15 protein-coding genes are annotated in these 16050 nt (G+C 62.9%); 11 read left to right on the top strand and 4 right to left on the bottom strand.

The genetic code is table 11. From position 1 onward, the window contains the following. Positions 1-13: 13 nt before the first annotated feature. Both ablB and kamA read right to left on the bottom strand, forming a co-directional pair. Complete coding sequence (ablB, locus tag ACHHRT_RS10290) at positions 14-868, bottom strand: putative beta-lysine N-acetyltransferase (RefSeq protein WP_395499679.1); 855 nt, start codon at positions 866-868, stop codon at positions 14-16. Then, positions 861-2159 carry a lysine 2,3-aminomutase gene (gene kamA / locus ACHHRT_RS10285; protein WP_395499678.1) on the bottom strand — a complete coding sequence of 433 codons (1299 nt, stop codon included), beginning with the start codon at positions 2157-2159 and terminating at the stop codon, positions 861-863. Before kamA ends, ablB begins: the two co-directional genes overlap by 8 nt. A gap of 324 nt (positions 2160-2483) precedes the next feature. Here kamA and ACHHRT_RS10280 point away from each other — a divergent pair, with 324 nt between their 5' ends. The 9 genes from ACHHRT_RS10280 to ACHHRT_RS10240 all read left to right on the top strand — a co-directional run bounded on the left by ACHHRT_RS10280 (position 2484) and on the right by ACHHRT_RS10240 (position 11400). After that, the gene (locus ACHHRT_RS10280) at positions 2484-2699 is read left to right on the top strand and encodes a hypothetical protein (RefSeq protein WP_395499677.1); all 216 of its coding nucleotides are present in this window, start codon (positions 2484-2486) and stop codon (positions 2697-2699) included. A gap of 178 nt (positions 2700-2877) precedes the next feature. Further along, positions 2878-3975: an aminofutalosine synthase MqnE gene (gene mqnE / locus ACHHRT_RS10275; RefSeq protein WP_395499676.1), complete on the top strand. Its 1098-nt coding sequence runs from the start codon at positions 2878-2880 to the stop codon at positions 3973-3975. Then, positions 3972-5030 carry a cyclic dehypoxanthinyl futalosine synthase gene (gene mqnC / locus ACHHRT_RS10270; RefSeq protein ID WP_395499675.1) on the top strand — a complete coding sequence of 353 codons (1059 nt, stop codon included), beginning with the start codon at positions 3972-3974 and terminating at the stop codon, positions 5028-5030. The genes mqnE and mqnC overlap by 4 nt, the downstream gene beginning before the upstream one ends. A gap of 30 nt (positions 5031-5060) precedes the next feature. Beyond that, positions 5061-6281: an amidohydrolase family protein gene (locus ACHHRT_RS10265; RefSeq protein ID WP_395499674.1), complete on the top strand. Its 1221-nt coding sequence runs from the start codon at positions 5061-5063 to the stop codon at positions 6279-6281. After that, positions 6269-7156 (top strand): menaquinone biosynthetic enzyme MqnA/MqnD family protein, encoded by an 888-nt coding sequence (locus ACHHRT_RS10260; protein ID WP_395499673.1) that lies wholly within the window; start codon positions 6269-6271, stop codon positions 7154-7156. The genes ACHHRT_RS10265 and ACHHRT_RS10260 overlap by 13 nt, the downstream gene beginning before the upstream one ends. Next, positions 7149-7871, top strand: coding sequence for a class I SAM-dependent methyltransferase (locus tag ACHHRT_RS10255; protein WP_395499672.1), 723 nt, complete (start codon positions 7149-7151; stop codon positions 7869-7871). Before ACHHRT_RS10260 ends, ACHHRT_RS10255 begins: the two co-directional genes overlap by 8 nt. Next, positions 7868-8425 (top strand): UbiX family flavin prenyltransferase, encoded by a 558-nt coding sequence (locus ACHHRT_RS10250; protein ID WP_395499671.1) that lies wholly within the window; start codon positions 7868-7870, stop codon positions 8423-8425. The genes ACHHRT_RS10255 and ACHHRT_RS10250 overlap by 4 nt, the downstream gene beginning before the upstream one ends. 18 nt (positions 8426-8443) lie before the next feature. Then, entirely contained in the window at positions 8444-9310 is an 867-nt protein-coding gene (locus ACHHRT_RS10245; RefSeq protein WP_395499670.1) for a UbiA-like polyprenyltransferase, read from the top strand. 2 nt (positions 9311-9312) lie between these two features. Then, the gene (locus tag ACHHRT_RS10240) at positions 9313-11400 is read left to right on the top strand and encodes a hypothetical protein (protein ID WP_395499669.1); all 2088 of its coding nucleotides are present in this window, start codon (positions 9313-9315) and stop codon (positions 11398-11400) included. Positions 11401-11414: 14 nt separating this feature from the next. Here ACHHRT_RS10240 and amrB read toward each other — a convergent pair whose 3' ends face one another. Together amrB and cysS are read right to left on the bottom strand one after the other, a co-directional pair. Continuing rightward, a complete protein-coding gene (gene amrB / locus ACHHRT_RS10235; protein WP_395499668.1) occupies positions 11415-12218 on the bottom strand; it encodes an AmmeMemoRadiSam system protein B in 804 nt (267 codons plus the stop codon). A 40-nt stretch (positions 12219-12258) separates the two neighbouring features. After that, positions 12259-13722, bottom strand: coding sequence for a cysteine--tRNA ligase (gene cysS, locus ACHHRT_RS10230; protein WP_395499667.1), 1464 nt, complete (start codon positions 13720-13722; stop codon positions 12259-12261). Positions 13723-13841: 119 nt separating this feature from the next. On the opposite strand from cysS, the gene ACHHRT_RS10225 reads away from it, so the two are divergent. Together ACHHRT_RS10225 and serA are read left to right on the top strand one after the other, a co-directional pair. Further along, positions 13842-14303 (top strand): hypothetical protein, encoded by a 462-nt coding sequence (locus ACHHRT_RS10225; RefSeq protein WP_395499666.1) that lies wholly within the window; start codon positions 13842-13844, stop codon positions 14301-14303. Positions 14304-14463: 160 nt separating this feature from the next. Further along, the gene (serA, locus tag ACHHRT_RS10220; protein ID WP_395499665.1) at positions 14464-16050 is read left to right on the top strand and encodes a phosphoglycerate dehydrogenase; all 1587 of its coding nucleotides are present in this window, start codon (positions 14464-14466) and stop codon (positions 16048-16050) included.

The raw sequence follows: 16050 nt of genomic DNA, 5'->3' as shown, positions 1-16050 counted from the left end.
TCTTGCGAAGTCATCAACCCTGGCTGGCCAGGGGTTTGTGCCAGACGTTCATGCTTTCGATCCGTCCGCAGATCTGGGTGTTGTTGACCAGGGTGCCGGCGTGGCGATAGCCGGCCCGGGCGAAGGCGAGATTCATCCCGGGGGAGAGGGCCCGGGCAATGGTGTAGGCCAGCTTGATCTCCCGGGCCGCCATCTCCTCTTCCAGGCCGGTTAGCAGCCGGGCGGCCAGCCGCCGGCCGCGATCCTCGGGGGCGGTGGCGAAATCGGTCATCTCGGCGTGGCTCGCGGTGGCAGAAAACTCCGCCGAAGCCAGGGCCGCGGGCCGCCCCTGGCGCCAGGCCCCGACGTAGCAGACCTGTTCGGCCATGGTCCGGCCCAGGAACTCCGGATCGTGGATCGGGAAGGGGTAGGAGGGGAAGACCCGGCGATAAAGTTCGGCCATGGCCTCGCAATCCGCCGGGGTGCAAAGGCGGACCAGGTAGTCCTCCCCGGGGGATTGGGCCGGGGCCGGGGTGGCCGTCTCCTTTTGCGCGCAAAGATTCAGCACCGCCGCGATCTCTTCGCCGGCGGCCATTTCCGCCCGCTCCTCCTTGAAGTATTTTCCCAGAAACAGCCCGCTTTCCCGGCCCTGGTAAAAGCCGGGCACCTCCGCTTCCACCCGGTAGCCGGCGGCGGCAAACTCCCGGCCCCAACGGGCGGGGGCCTTGGCAAAAATCTTGCCGTAATCCTCCTGGCCGGCCAACCGTTCCAGCTCATTGAGCAACCCCGGCATATCCTCGTCGGCGGCCTTCATCAGATAAACCCGGTCACTGCTCTTGCCATGCTGGATCAGTGACCGGCCGATGGTGATGGTCCGATCGCTATTCATGCTCACGCCGTTCCAGCCGTTCGTTGTTTTCCGGGACCAGGGTGATGGTATCCTCGTAATCGGCCAGCAGGCCGGAGATCCCCACGGTCTTGGCGGGGTCGTCGGCGTTCTCCAGGGGCAGATCAAGATGGCAATCCTCGCAGTTGCGGTCGCAGAAGAAGGGTTTGTAGGAGTCGGGCTCCTTGTAGGTGGTGATCACCCCTTCAAAGTTACGCAACACCACCTTGTTGGTGGACCAGGAGATCAGATAGTTGGGCATCACCGGGATCTTGCCGCCGCCGCCGGGGGCGTCGATCACGTAGGTGGGTACGGCGAAACCGCTGGTGTGACCGATCAGGTGTTCGATGATCTCGATCCCCTTGCCCACCGGGGTGCGGAAGTTGGCCAGCCCTTCGGAGAGATCGCACTGGTAGAGGTAGTAGGGTCTGACCCGATTGGCCACCAGCTTGTGAACCAGGCGCTTGATTACCCGGGGGCAGTCGTTGACCCCGGCCAGCAGCACCGACTGATTGCCCAGGGGGATACCGGCATCGGCCAGCATGGCCAGGGCCTTTTTGGAGCGGGCGGTGATCTCGCGGGGGTGGTTGAAGTGGGTGTTGATCCAGATGGGGTGATGCTTCCGCAGCATGGTCACCAGCTCGGGGGTGATCCGCTGGGGCAGCACCACCGGGGTTCGGGTGCCGATGCGAATCACCTCCACATGTTCGATGGCCCGCAGCTTGGTGAGCAGCCAATCGATCAGCTCGTCGCCCAGCAGGAAGGGGTCACCGCCGGAGAGCAGGACATCCCGGATGGCCGGGGTTCTGGCGATATAGTCGATCCCCTGCTGCATGGTTTCCCGGTTGGGAATCGAGTCGACATCGCCCACCTTGCGCTTGCGGGTGCAATGACGGCAATACATGGCGCAGAGGTTGGAGACATGAAAAAGAACCCGGTCGGGGTAGCGATGGGTGATGCCGGGCACCGGGCTGTCCTGGTCCTCGGCCAGGGGATCGCTGTGTTCACTGGCCCCGATCCGCAGTTCGGCCCGGTCGGGCACCGACTGGCGGAAAACCGGATCATCGGCGAAATTATCGCGGTCGATCAGGGAAAAATAATGGGGGGTGATGGACATGGGGAAACGGGCGGTGGTCTCCTCCAGTTCCCGCCGCTTTTCCGGGGAAAAGGTGACGCCCAGCAGGCGCTCCACCGTATCGATACTCTTGATGGAGTGACGCAGATGCCAGCGCCAGTCCTCCCACTGCTCGGGGGTATGGGCCATGGCTTTGGCGGGGGAGTTTCCTGAATACATGTTGTTGCCTCCTGGTTGCGCGCCGTTGGGCGCCCATCGGCAATCAGCGTAAATCATGGTTGTTTCACGGCTTAAAGCGGACGCGTGCGGCCGGAAAGCCCGGCTGCAGGGGCGAACTGCGCGGAACATAAAAGAAAGGGAACGCCGATGGGGCCTATGGTGCGGTGGATAATTTGTCGTTGATTTGCCAGTAACTATAATCGATTTCGTGCAAAGATGCAAATCGGATCGGAGCCATTGTTTCCTTGTTGCGTCCGCCTGGTTGGAGTAAACTTCATCAGCCCGTTTCACCAACCGCCGACCTGAAACAACTGGGAGGAACCCATGCGTACCTGCAGCCTGCAAGATTTCATGGCCGAACTGGAACCCTGGCTGGACAGTGACCATATCCGGTCCGCCGAGCTCGATCAGCACGACCACCTGATTCTGTACTTTCTCGATGGGATGAAAAACGTTTACGAGATCAGTGACTGCAATCGCCAACAGATCGGCGAGGTGTTGAGCAAACTGCGGCAAAGAGGGATTCCGGTGCAGGAATAGGGCCAACGGCCCGGCGCTTGACCGGGCTGCTAATATCTTGCAATTTTCCCCGTTTCCGACTACTTGTAGGGCGCCCGCTCGGCGGGATTTTGCGTTGTTGCAGGGGGTTGCCAGGCGGACAGCGGCTTCGCCCGGCTTTTTTTGTTATTTTGACCGTCAGCTGATTGGAAACCAAGAGATGATCGATGCTTTACTGCAAAAGGCCGGGTTGGCCGATATCGCCGCCAAGGTCAGGGCCGGCGAGCGTTTGAGCCATGGAGAGGGGGTACGGCTCTACCGCTCCCCCGATCTGCTCCTGCTGGGATACCTGGCCAATCTGGTCCGGGAGCGCAAGAATGGTGATCGGGCCTATTTTATCTATAACCAGCACCTCAACTACTCCAATATCTGCAGCAATCTCTGCAAGTTTTGCGCCTTCGGCAAGGAGAAAGGGGCCAAGCTGGCCTATGAAATGGATATAGACCAGATCCGGCAGAAGATCAGGGCCCGTCTGGCCGAGCCGATCAGCGAGGTCCATGTGGTGGGGGGAATCCACCCCGATCTGCCCTACTCCTACTACCTGGAGATGCTCAGGGCGATCAAGGAGGAGCGGCCCGAGATCCATATCCAGGGCTTCACCTGCGTGGAGATTGCCCATCTGGCCGAGCTCTCCGGCCAGGGGGTGGAGGCGACCCTGCGGGAGCTGATGGCTGCCGGGCTCGATTCGATCCCCGGCGGCGGAGCCGAGGTCTTCAGCCCCCGGATCAGGGCCCTGACCTGCGAGAAGAAGCTCTCCGGTGAGGGCTGGCTGGAGGTGGCCCGGGTTGCCCATGGCCTGGGGCTGCGCAGCAACGCCACCATGCTTTACGGCCATATCGAAACCATCGAGGAGCGGGTGGAGCATCTTTTGATGTTGCGGCAGACCCAGGATGAAACCGGTGGTTTTCTCACTTTTATTCCCCTGGCCTTCCACCCCCGCAACACCCAACTTTCCCAGCTTTCCCGAACCTCGGGGGTGGAGGATCTGAAAAATATCGCCGTGGCTCGGCTGCTCTTGGACAATTTCGATCATATCAAGGCTTACTGGGTGATGATCGGCCCCAAACTGGCCCAGGTGGCCCTGGCCTTTGGGGCCGACGACCTGGACGGGACGGTGAAGGAGGAGCTGATCACCAGCATGGCCGGCGGCGAGGCCGAGCAGGCCATGGCCGACACCGAACTGATCCGCCTGATCCGGGAGGCGGGCCGGGTCCCGGTGCAGCGGGACACCCTTTATCGGCAACTGGTGGAAAGATGAGGACGGCTGAGATCGGCGCCAAGGTACTGGCCGGAGAGCGCCTGACCGCAGCCCAAGCCCTGATCCTGGCCGACCATGGCCAACTGCTGGAACTGGGCCTGCTGGCCGACGCGGTGCGCCAGCGTCTCCATCCCGAGCCCCTGGTCACCTACGTGATCGACCGCAATATCAATTACACCGACATCTGTATTTCGGCCTGTAAGTTTTGCGCCTTTTTCAAGGCCCCGGAAGATGCCGCCGGTTCGGTCCTCAGCCGGGAGGAGTTGGGACGGAAGATCGAGGAAACCCTGGCCTTGGGCGGCAACCAGATTCTGCTCCAGGGCGGCTTGCATCCGGAGCTGCCCCTCTCCTTTTATGAGGAGCTGCTCCGTTTTATCAAGGGTTACGGAGTCCATATCCACGGTTTTTCCCCCCCGGAGATCCACCATTTTGCCCAGCTTGCCGGTTTGAGTACCCGGGAGGTTTTAAGCCGGTTACAGGCCGCCGGGCTTGATTCCATGCCGGGTGGGGGGGCTGAGATTCTCTGCGACCGGGTGCGGCGGGAGATCGCTCCGCGAAAATGCGGCGCCGATCAGTGGCTGGCGATCATGGTCGAGGCCCATCAGTTGGGAATGCGGACCACCGCCACCATGATGTTCGGCCATATCGAAACCATGGCCGAGCGCCTGGAGCACCTGGAGCGGCTGCGCCGGGTCCAGGATCAGACCGGTGGCTTCACCGCTTTTATTCCCTGGCCCTTCCAGCCCGCTAACACCGCGCTGGCCGGCCGGCCCAAGGCCACCGCCTTCGAGTATCTCAAAATGGTGGCCATCAGTCGGATTTTTCTCGATAATGTGGCCAACATTCAGGCCTCATGGGTCACCCAGGGGCCCAAGATCGCCCAGCTTTCCCTCTTTTTCGGCGCCAACGATTTCGGCAGCACCATGATTGAGGAGAATGTGGTGGCCGCCGCCGGAGTCAGCTTTCGCCTGTCGGAAGCGGAGATTCGCCGCCTGGTGGAGGGCGCGGGGTTCACGGTGCGGCGGCGGCGGATGGATTACACCTTGATCGATTGAGTCCCGGCCGTCAGGGCGGGAGTGGAAGATATGGCAACGGAAACACGATATCTTTACCGGGCGCCGCTGGTTCTGCCGGTGATCTCCCCACCCCTGGTTGACGGAGGGGTGCTGACCGCCGATGAACGGGTGCTGGCGGTGGGGCCCTGGGCGGAGTTGCGGGGTGAGGCCGATGAGTCCACCAAGGTGGTGGACTACGATGGTCACGTGCTGCTGCCGGCCCTGGTCAACGCCCACTGCCACCTGGAGTTGGCCCACCTGGATTTTCTGGCCAGGGATTATCAGCCGGACCCCGGTGATATAACCGGCTGGATCAGGCGGCTGCTGGCGGAGCGGGAAAAGTGCGGGGCCATCGCGCCTGAAGACGCGATGCTGGCCATGGCCCGGCTTTTCGCCGGCGGCTGCCGAACGGTGATCGATATCGGCAACGATCCGGCGGGAGCGACGGTGGGGAGAAATTTCCGGGCCCGGCTCCTGTTTCACTTGGAACTGCTGGGGCTGAGCGGGGAGCGGGAGGAAGCCGCCCTGGCCCGGTTGGCCGCTTGTCCCGCCGAGCTTTGCTGCACCGGTCACGCTCCTTACTCCAGCGGGGCTCGGCTGCTGCAAGCCTTGAAGGAGAGAGCCCGGACCGCCGGTTGCCTGTTGCCGATCCATGTGGCCGAATCGGCCGCCGAGGAGGAGTTCCTGCTCAGTGGTGGCGGTCCCATGGCCGATTTTTTACGGGAGCGGGGAGTGGACCTGGCCGCCTTCCCCCCACCGGGCTGTAGTGCCGTGGTTTGGCTTGACAGGCTGGGCCTGCTGGATGAGCGCACCCTCTGCGTTCATGCGGTTCGGGTCAGCCGGGAGGATGTGGCGCTGCTGGCCGACCGTAAGGCCGGGGTCTGCCTCTGCCCCGGGGCCAACCGTTACCTGGGGGTGGGCAAGGCGCCGCTGGAACTGCTGTTGGAACATGGCATGCTGCCGGCTCTGGGGACCGACAGTCCGGCCGGCAACCCCCATTTCTCCCTCTGGCGGGAGATGCAGACCCTGCGGGAAGATCATCCGGCGGTGGCGCCGGCCACGGTGCTGGCCATGGCTTCCCGGGCCGGGGCTCGGCTGGCGGGGCGGGAAAAGGAAACCGGAGTGATCGCCCCGGGCGTTGAATCATCCCTGCTGGCGGTTCCCTGTCCGGCGGCGGGTTGCGACCCCGAGGCGGCCCTGGAATATCTGACCACGGCGGGAAGTGATGTGCGGCTGGAATGGATCGAGTAACGGCGAGCAATAGCCCCGGGGCTGGGGAGGCCGGCGGGATCGTGCGTCTGGGCATGGTCAGTTTTCTCAACACCGCCCCCCTGTACGAAACCTGGAAACGGACGGTGGCGGTGCCCCAGTGGCGGGTGACCGAGGCCCCCCCCGCCACCCTCAACCGCTTGCTTTATGCCGGCGAGCTGGATCTGGGCCTGGTCTCGTCCCATGAGTACGCCAGCCACCCGGAGCAGTATCGGATTCTCAGCGGGTTGGCCATTGCCGCCACCGGGGCGGTGGGCAGTGTTTTCATCTTTTCCCGTTTTCCCCTGGATCAACTGGATGGGCGAAGGTTGCTGCTCAGTTCCCGCTCTCAAACCTCGGTGGGCCTGGCCCGGATCCTGTTGGAGGATCGCTGGCGGGTTGCTCCCCGTTACCGGGTTGGCGATTATCAGGCGGAGAAGGCGGCGGGCCGGGCCGGGGAGTTGGCCGCCCTCCTCTCCATCGGCGACGAGGCCCTGCGGCTGGCCGCGAGCGATGAATTCCCCTACCGTTTCGATCTGGCCGAGATCTGGCACCAGTGGACCGGCCTGCCCTTTGTCTTCGCGATTTGGGCGGTGCGGGAGGAGTTTTGGCGGCAGCGGCCGGAGACGGCGGCCGCGATCCATCGGGAGCTGCTCCGCTGCCAAACCGAGGGGCTTGACGACCTGCCGGCGATCTGCCGGGAGGTGGCTCCCCGGATACCGCTCTCCCAGGAGGCGTGCCGCCGCTATCTGGCCGGCATGAATTATGACTTGAACCGGGAACAGCAGGCCGGTCTGGTCCGTTTTTTTCAGTTACTGATTGGGCGGGGTGAGGTTCCGGCCGCCGCCTTGCCCTTGAAGATCGAGGATCATGGATAATCCAGACGACAAGAAAAAATTTGTAAAGAGCAAGTTCGCTGCCATCAGCTCCCGCTACGACCTGCTCAACTCGGTGCTGAGTTTTCAGGTTGACCGCTACTGGCGTTGGGTGGTGGCCCGGGAGTTGCGCGCCTTTCCCCGCGGGCCGGTGCTGGATCTCTGCGCCGGCACCCTGCCGCTTGCCCTGGAACTGGCCCGCCAGGCCCCGGAAAGGGTGGTGCTGGCCGCCGATTTCTGCGAGGATATGCTGCGGGCCGGCCTGGCCGCCATGGGGCGGGACCGGCGGCGGCAGCGGATTTTGCCCGTGGCCGGGGACGGCGAGCAGCTTCCGGTGATAAGTGACAGTGTCTGGGGGGTGACCGTGGCCTTTGGGGTTCGCAACCTGGCCCGCACCCAGCAGGGGCTTGCCGAGATGCACCGGGTGCTGAAGCCGGGGGGTAAACTGCTGATCCTGGAGTTTTCCCGGCCCCAGAATCCGGTGGTTAAACCGTTGTACAACTTTTATCTCAACCGGGTGCTGCCCAAGATCGCCGGCCTGGTTTCCGGCGACCAGGACGCCTACGAATACCTGGCTTCCTCCATCGCCGCCTTCTACGAACCGGATCAGCTGGCCGCCATGATGGGCGAGGCCGGGTTCGCCACCGTATCTTATCGCCCCCTGACCTTCGGGATCGTCACGGTTTATGTCGGGGTCAAGGGGGAGGGGGGGGGATGAAAAAGATCATTCTGGGGATAACCGGCGCCAGCGGCTCGCTTTACGCCCTGGAATTTCTCCGGATCATGTCCCGGCAGGAGGTCGAGGTTCACCTGGTGATCTCGACGGCCGGCGAGCAGGTGCTTAAGCTGGAGCTGGGGATGGCGCGGGAAGAGTTGGCTACCCTGGTGGCCTGCCAATACCAGATTAATGATTTTGCCGCTCCGATCTCCAGCGGCTCGGCGCTGTTTGCCGGCATGGCGATCCTGCCCTGCAGCATGGGCACCCTGGCGGCGGTGGCCGGAGGGTTGAGCGGCAACCTGATCCAGCGGGCCGCCGATGTGACCCTCAAGGAGCGGCGGCCTCTGGTGCTGGCGGTGCGGGAAACCCCGCTCAATCGGACCCATCTCACCAACATGCTGCGGGCCCATGAGGCTGGAGCCACCATCTGTCCGGCGATGCCGGGCTTCTACCATCGCCCCGCCGATCTGGGCGAGCTGGCCCGGGCCTTTGCCGGGCGGGTGGCGGAGCAGCTCGGGTTTACGGTGCCCGATCTGCCGCGTTGGCAAGGATAAATTCGCGAGGCTGGTTAGTTGCGCAAGATTTGGCTGAAGCTGAAAATTCTGCTGGAGATGATCAAGTTCGAGCACAGCGTGTTCGCGCTGCCCTTTGCCCTGATGGGGGCCTTCCTGGCCCAGCGGGGGGCGCCTGGCCTTGCCGTGCTCTTCTGGCTGATCGTGGCCATGGTTGCGGCCCGCACCGCCGCCATGGGCTTCAACCGCATCGTGGACCGCAAGTTCGATGCCGCCAACCCCCGCACCGCCGATCGGGCCATTCCGGCCGGGGCGGTCAGGCTGGGCGAGGCCTGGGCCATGGTGCTGCTGGCCGCCGCCATCTTTTTCTTCTCCTGCGCCATGCTCAACCCCCTGGCGCTGCTGATCTCTCCCCTGGCTTTGGCCCTGACCTTCCTCTATTCGCTGACCAAACGTTTCACCTGGCTCTGCCACCTGGTGCTGGGGGTGGCCCTGGCCCTTTCCCCCCTGGGGGGCTGGGTGGCGGTGGCCGGGAGCATGGCCGGCTTTCCCTGGCTGCTCTCCTTGGGGGTTCTGCTCTGGGTGGCGGGCTTTGACACGGTTTACGCCTGTCTCGATGCCGAATTCGACCGCGACGCCGGCCTCTATTCGTTGCCGGCCTGTTTCGGGGCCCGGACCGCCTTCCGGCTGGCGATTCTTTTTCATCTCCTGGCCTTTATCTGCTTCGTCGGTACCTGGTGGACCATGGCGCTGCATTACACCTTCGGGCTGGGGCTGCTGATCTCCGCCGCCGCCCTCTTTTACCAGCATCTGGTGGTTGCCCCCGGCGACCTGGCCCGAATCCGACTCTCTTTCTTCACCTTGAACGGCCTGATCAGTCTGGTGATGTTTGCCGCCACCTGGTTGGCCCTGGCCGTGGGAGGCTAGCGGTGCTCAAGGGGTATCCCGTCCTGCTGGTGGTCCGGTCGGTGATCCAGGAGCTCAGTCATCTCCCCGATGAGCGCCGAACGGAAATGATCACCGGTCTGCGCCGGGCCCTGGCCGTCGGAGGAGTGGAGGCGGCAGACAGCACGGCGGATCTGCTGCTCTTCAATTATGACAATCCCCTGACCGCGGTCACCGTTCTCTGCGAACATCTGACAAAAATCCGCAAAAAATATGGGTGGGGCGCCAAAAACTCCCCCCTGCCGTTGCAATTGGTGGTCCACTTGGAGAGCCGGAACGAAGCGGCGCCTTCTTTTCGCTTTATCAATGCCTCGGCCTGGGATCAGCTGGCCCCGGACAAGCTTTATCTTTCCCGGGCCCTTAAACTGCAGTGGGAAAAGCTTCTCCAGGGGCGCCAGGTTCCCCCCCACCAAATGGGGGAGGGGGCCGGGGAGTTTACCGTCCTGGAGTTTGCCCGGCCCGAGTCCCTGCGGCGGAAAAGGCTTTTCCCCCACCGGACCCTGCTGGCCGCTAAGGGCAGGGAGAATATCTGTTTCTATTGTGGTCTGCGCGACCACCATCCGTCGAAATGTCCGGCCAAACGGCTCAATATGGCGACCTTCTCCCTGCCCGACGTCGGTTACCAACCCCTGCCGGCCCTGGTCGAGAACTTCCAGGCCGCCCTGGTCGGCCGCCAAGAGCTGGAGGCCCTGCTGACCGCCGGGCTGGAGTTGGCCCAGCTGCGCAAAAATCCCCCCTTGCAGGCCCTGGTCTCCTTCTATGATCTGCTCGCGGTCTATCAGCCCCGCTATCTTGACCATATCGCCTTCACCATCCATTCGGTCTGGCCCGGTCTGGGCAAGGCCCAGGTCAAGCTGGAGAACAGGAATCTGCGGATGGGCCTGGATTGTCTGCGGGTGGGACAACTGGAGCGGGCCCGTAATCTGCTGCTGGCCGAAAATCAGGCCATGGGGGGCAAGCAGTTCTGCGCCACGATTGGTCTGGCTTTTGTCGCCCTGGAGCGAGGCCGGTTCGAGGAGATGGGGCACCACCTTCAACTCGCCGCCAGTCTGGCCGAGGTGGAAAAGGAGAAGATCTATTCCGCGCTGCTGTTGGCTCGCTATCACGATCTGGCCGGTAATCTCTGGAAAGCCGAGCAGGCTCTGCAGGCCATGGTCGATCTCTATGTCGATTGCCATGAGATCGTTTATCGCCGCATCCAGACGGCGGTTCGCCGGGGGCAGGGGGTGGAGGAGACGCTGCGGCTCAGCTCCGGGCTGGCGGGGGCCAGCCGGCTCTACTTCATGAACCTGCTGCTGGACCCAAGCCTGTTGCCCATCGAGGGGTTGCTCGATGATCTGCTCGGCAACCATTTGCGCCGGGTGGAAACCCGGGCCGAGGAGGAGCTGGCGGCGGCGACCAAAGAGTATGAGCGCCTGGGGAAGTGGTTTGATGGCGAGGACGAGGATTATCAGAAAAATTTCCAGGTGTTGGAGCGGTTACAGCGGCAGCATCAACGGCGCTCATATTACGACCTGGCCGATGTGAGCGAAAAGAGCCGGGCTTTACGGCAGGGGGGGCCGCGCCTGCAGGAGGAAAAACTGGATGGTCTCAATGAGCAGATCGACCAGGCGGTTTTGGAATGGGACGGTTTGCAGACCTATTGGCAGGATTACCCCTATAAGTCTTTCTGGCGCTTGGCGGAAAAGAGGTTGCGGGCAACGCGCCGGATGCTGGTGGAGGCCCGGGGGGTGGCGGCGGAAAGCCTCAGGAGGGGCCGAGAGAAGCTGGCGACGGCCGAAGAGCGGCTTAAAGAGTTTGTCCCCCTGGTCAAACGGATGGAGCGCCTGCGGCTGCTGCTGGACAGCCTGGGGGTATTTGCCGGTCGCCTGCTGGTGGTGGAACTGGCGGTCAGCGCTCTGCTGCTGGTGCTTTATCCCCTTGTCACCTTGGGGCTGGTTGATCAGCTGGGGGAGGAGATTGTCCGGCTGGTTCGGGACCCGGTTATCCAGAAAAGGATACTATTTGTCGCCAATCTGCTGGTGGCGCCATTGATCGCCTTTGGCCTGACGGTGCGCCGGCTGCTGCCCTGAATGGCCGCCGTCGGCTAGGAGATGATGAAGCCGGCGTAACCCACCACCTGCTCCAGATCGCCGCTAACCGCTCCGGAGTCACAGTAGCGAACCAGCTCGGCCCGGCTGGCCCCCAGCTCCTGGGCGGCGATCAGGGTGATAACGGTGGGGATGACGCCGCACATGCTGATCCGGTGGGCGGCCACGGTCTGGTAAAGTCCTTCCGGATCAAGGGCCAGCACCCGGTCGATGGCCAGGCGGTCCTTGGCGCTGGCACTGGCCCGGCTTTCATAGTGGCTCATGTCGCTGCTGGCGGCCAGTAGTACCGGTTGTCGGTGGGCGCGGATCGCCGCGGCCAGGCCGCGACCGGCCCGCCGGCAAAAAGAGAGATCGCTGCGGGCCAGGCAGATGGGCACGATCCGCAGGTCGGCCTGCCGATAATGGAGAAAGGGGACCAGCACCTCCAGGGAGTGTTCCTGGCGGTGGGCCAGCGGGTCGGGGCTGAAATCGGGACAGTGGGCCAAAACCGCCGCCGCCAGCTTTTCCTCGATCGGCACCATTCCCCAGGGCATCTCCCAGGTCCCGCGGTCCATCAGGGACGCCGGGGCGCCTAAACCTTGGTGGTTGGGCCCCAGGATGATCACCTCCGGCGGGATCTCGGCCCGGGCCGCGGTCTCCCCGGCCACTCTCCCCGAATAAACGTAGCCGGCATGGGGCATTACCAGGGCCAGGGCTTTCCGGGGATGGGGATGGTCGGGGGTCAGCTCCCGGAGCAGCCTGTGCAGGGTTTCCGGTTCGCCTGGATAAAACTGGTGGGCCACCGCCGCTTTTCTGAGCATTGCCTTCTCCCCCTGGATGCCGGATTGTTCTTGCCGGAGGCTACTGGATATCCCAGACGGTGCCCTGGGGCCCGTCCTTGATGGCGATGCCCCAGGCCAGCAACCGATCCCGGACCCGGTCGGCTTCGGCCCAGTTTTTAGTTTGGCGGGCCGTCAGCCGCTGCTGCAGCAATGTTTCGATCTCCGCCGGCTCGATGCCCAGGGCCGCCAGTTTCCGTTGCCGCCGCCGCTGCAGATATTGCTGGGGCTCCTCCCGCAACAGACCGAGAATTCCGGTCAGTTCCCGGATGGTGGCGGCGGCGTTTTGCAGCAGGTCCAGGTCGGCGGTCGCCGGTGCCGCGGGCAGGGCCTGGTGGATCTTGTTGATGATCTTGACCGCGTCGAAGATCCGCCCCAGGGCCAGGGCGCTGTTGAAGTCGATATCCATGGCCTGGGTGAAGGCGGTGGCAAGCTGGGCCAGCTTATCCCGGTCCTTGGCGTTTACCACCGAGGGGGCCTGGGGGTCGCCGGCGGTCGGCAGATCGGCCAGGGCGGCCAGGGCGGCGTAAAGCCTGGTCAGTCCCGCCTCGGCATCGGCCATGGCCGCCTCTGAATAGTCCAGGGGGTTGCGATAGTGGGTGGAGAAGACCAGCAGTCGCAGGGCTTCCGCCGGATAGCGGCTCAAGACGTCACGGATGGTAAGAAAGTTGCCCAGGGACTTGGACATCTTTTCATCCTTGATGGTCACAAAGCCGTGGTGAATCCATAGCTTGGCAAAAGGCTTGTCGGTGGCTCCCTCGCTCTGGGCGATTTCGTTTTCGTGGTGGGGGAAGACCAGGTCCTTGCCGCCGCCGTGGATATCGAAGGTGTCCCCCAGGTACTTGCGGCCCATGGCCGAGCATTCGATGTGCCAGCCGGGCCGGCCCGGCCCCCATGGGCTTCCCCAGGCGGGCTCTCCCGGTTTGCTCCCCTTCCAGAGGGCGAAATCCATCGGGTCTTCCTTCTTTTCGTTGACCGAGACCCGGGCCCCGGCCTGCATATCCTCCAGGGCCCGGCCGGAGAGGGCCCCATAGTCGGTAAAGTTCCGGACCCGGAAGTAAACGTCGCCATCCAAGGGATAGGCCAGGCCCTTGGCGATCAGCTCTCCGATCAGGTCGATCATCTCCGGCAGGTGCTCGGTGGCCAGCGGCTCCAGGGTGGGGGGAGCGGTGCCCAGGGCGGCCATGTCCTCGTGGAACAGGCGGATGAAGCGTTGGGAAAGCTCCTCGCAGGTGGTCTGCTGCTCCCGGGCCCTCTTGATGATCTTGTCGTCGATGTCGGTAAAGTTGCGGACGAAGGTTACCCGGTAGCCCCGATAACGCAGGTAGCGGTAGATCAGGTCAAAGACCAGGGCCGAACGGGCATGGCCGATATGACAGTAGTCGTAGGCGGTGATCCCGCAGACGTACATTTTAACATGTCCCTCTTCCAGGGGCTGGAGCGGTTCCTTGCGGTTGGTTTTGGTGTTGTGGATCAGAATCGGCATGAGCGGTCCGGGTTATGATTTGGTTAATCGAGCCAGCTTTTAACGTTTGGCCATCGGGGGTTTTGTGCTATATATAACCTCTTTACCCCTGAAAAGCCAACCTGGTGAATATGGATACCATGACTTTACTGGAACAGACCGCTCTTGCCAACGGCTTGCAGCTCTCATTTTATGATGCTTCCCGGCCGTTGGCCGGGGATCGCTGGCTGGTGGAGCTGCGTTGCGAGGTTCTTTGCCCCGTCACCGACCAGCTCTCGGCCGGGCAGCCGACGGAGGCCGATCCCGAGTTGCGGGCCGCCATCCTGGAACGGCTGGGGGATCAGCTGCGGCTCCAGGTCTCTCGTACCCGGAATTTCATCGATCAGCACGAACGGGTGCAGGTCCTTGAGCAGCTGTTGGCCGCCCTCAAGGCCCATGTGCTGGATTATTTCGCCAAACCCACTTTCCCGGACCGCCTCTATCAGGAGAGCTGGCGGCGGCTGCGCCAGGAGTGTCTTAATGATCTGAACCGGCGGCAGCTGGCGGCGGAAACCGACGATGATCAGGGACCAAGTGATTTTTCCGCCCTGTTCAGGGATTGAGTGCGGCCGGCGCCGGTGATGATTAGCCCTTGACAAAACAGGGTGATGGCATAATACTCGCTCTTTTTTTTAAGAGGTCGCGGAGAAAAGGTTGCGTTGAGCTGTCCCGCCTTTTCGCGGCTGAATCGCTTTTTTATCTAATTTTTCCGGGGAAAATTTAATGAAAGTACTGATCAGTGACAACCTGGCGCCGGTGGGGGAGAAAATTCTGCGGGACGCCGGACTGGAGGTTGATGTTCGCACCGGTTTGAGTCCGGAGGAGTTGGCCCAAGTGATCCCCGCCTATGACGGCCTGGTGATTCGCAGTGCCACCAGGGTGACCGCCGAGATCATTCAGGCAGCGGAAAAGCTGCGGGTAGTGGGCCGGGCCGGCATCGGTCTCGATAACGTTGATATCCCCGCCGCCAGCCAGAAAGGGATTGTGGTGATGAACGCCCCGGACGGCAACGCCACCACCGCCGCCGAACACGCCGTGGCCATGATGATGTCCCTGACCCGCAATGTCCCCCAGGCCACCGCCTCCATGAAGGATGGCAAGTGGGAAAAGAAGAAGTTTCAAGGCCGTGAGGTGACTGGTAAAACCGTGGGGGTGGTGGGGATCGGTCGGATCGGCCGGATTTTTGCCGAGCGAGCCCAGGGATTGCGGATGAAGGTTATCGCCTTTGATCCCCACATGCCCAAGGAGATCGTGGAGAAAATGGGGGTGGAGCTGGTCTCCCTGGATGAGCTTTGCCGCCGCTCCGACTATATCTCCGTTCACGTGCCCCTGACCCCGGAGACCAAGCATGTGCTGGGGGCCGAGCAGTTCAAGCTGATGAAGCCCGATGCCATGCTGGTGGATTGCGCCCGCGGCGGGGTGGTGGATGAAAAGGCCCTCTATGAGGCCCTGAAAAACGGAACCATCCGCGGGGCCGCCCTGGACGTTTTCGAAGTCGAGCCCACCAACCATGAAAACTGCCCCCTGCTGGGGCTGGATAATTTCATCTGCACCCCCCACCTGGGCGCCTCCACCGCCGAAGCCCAGGAGAACGTGGCGGTGGCCATCGCCGAACAGGTGGCCGATTACCTGCTCAACGGCACCGTGGTCAACGCGATCAACGTACCTTCGGTCAGTGCCGAGGTGCTGGCCCATGTCGGCCCCTATGTCACCCTGGCCGAGATGATGGGCGCCCTCCACATGCAGATCGCCAAAGGCGGGGTGGAAGAGATCAATATCGAGTATTGCGGTGATCTGGCCGAGCAGACCACCACCTCCATCACCGTGGCCTTCCTCAAGGGTCTGTTCTCTCCCATCCTCAAGGAGGCGGTCAACTATGTCAACGCGCCGCTGATTGCCAAGGAGCGGGGGATCAGGGTGGTGGAATCCAAAACCGAGCGTTCCGATGACTTCCTCAATCTGATGTCGGTGAAGGTTCGGACCGACCAGGGTGAGAACGTCCTGGCCGGGACAGTGTTCGGCAAAAAGGAACCGCGGCTGGTGCGTTTCAACACCTTCCGGCTGGAGGCTCTGCCCAAGGGCCCGATGCTGCTGGTTTACAACAACGATGTGCCCGGGGTGATCGGGCGCCTGGCCACCGCCATCGGCAATGCCGGGATCAACATCGCCCGGATGACCGTGGGACGCGAACAGGACTCGGGCCGCAATATCATTCTGCTCAACACCGACAACCTGGTTGCCAGGGAGCTGCTGGAGCAGGTGCGGGCGCTGGATAATATCAACGACGCCATGGTACTGGATCTGCCCTAG

It is taken from the genome of Desulfurivibrio modestus (assembly GCF_044068625.1).
GTDB lineage: Bacteria > Desulfobacterota > Desulfobulbia > Desulfobulbales > Desulfurivibrionaceae > Desulfurivibrio.
Note: the sequence above shows the minus strand (reverse complement) of the source record. Positions and strands in the feature narration are given on the sequence as shown.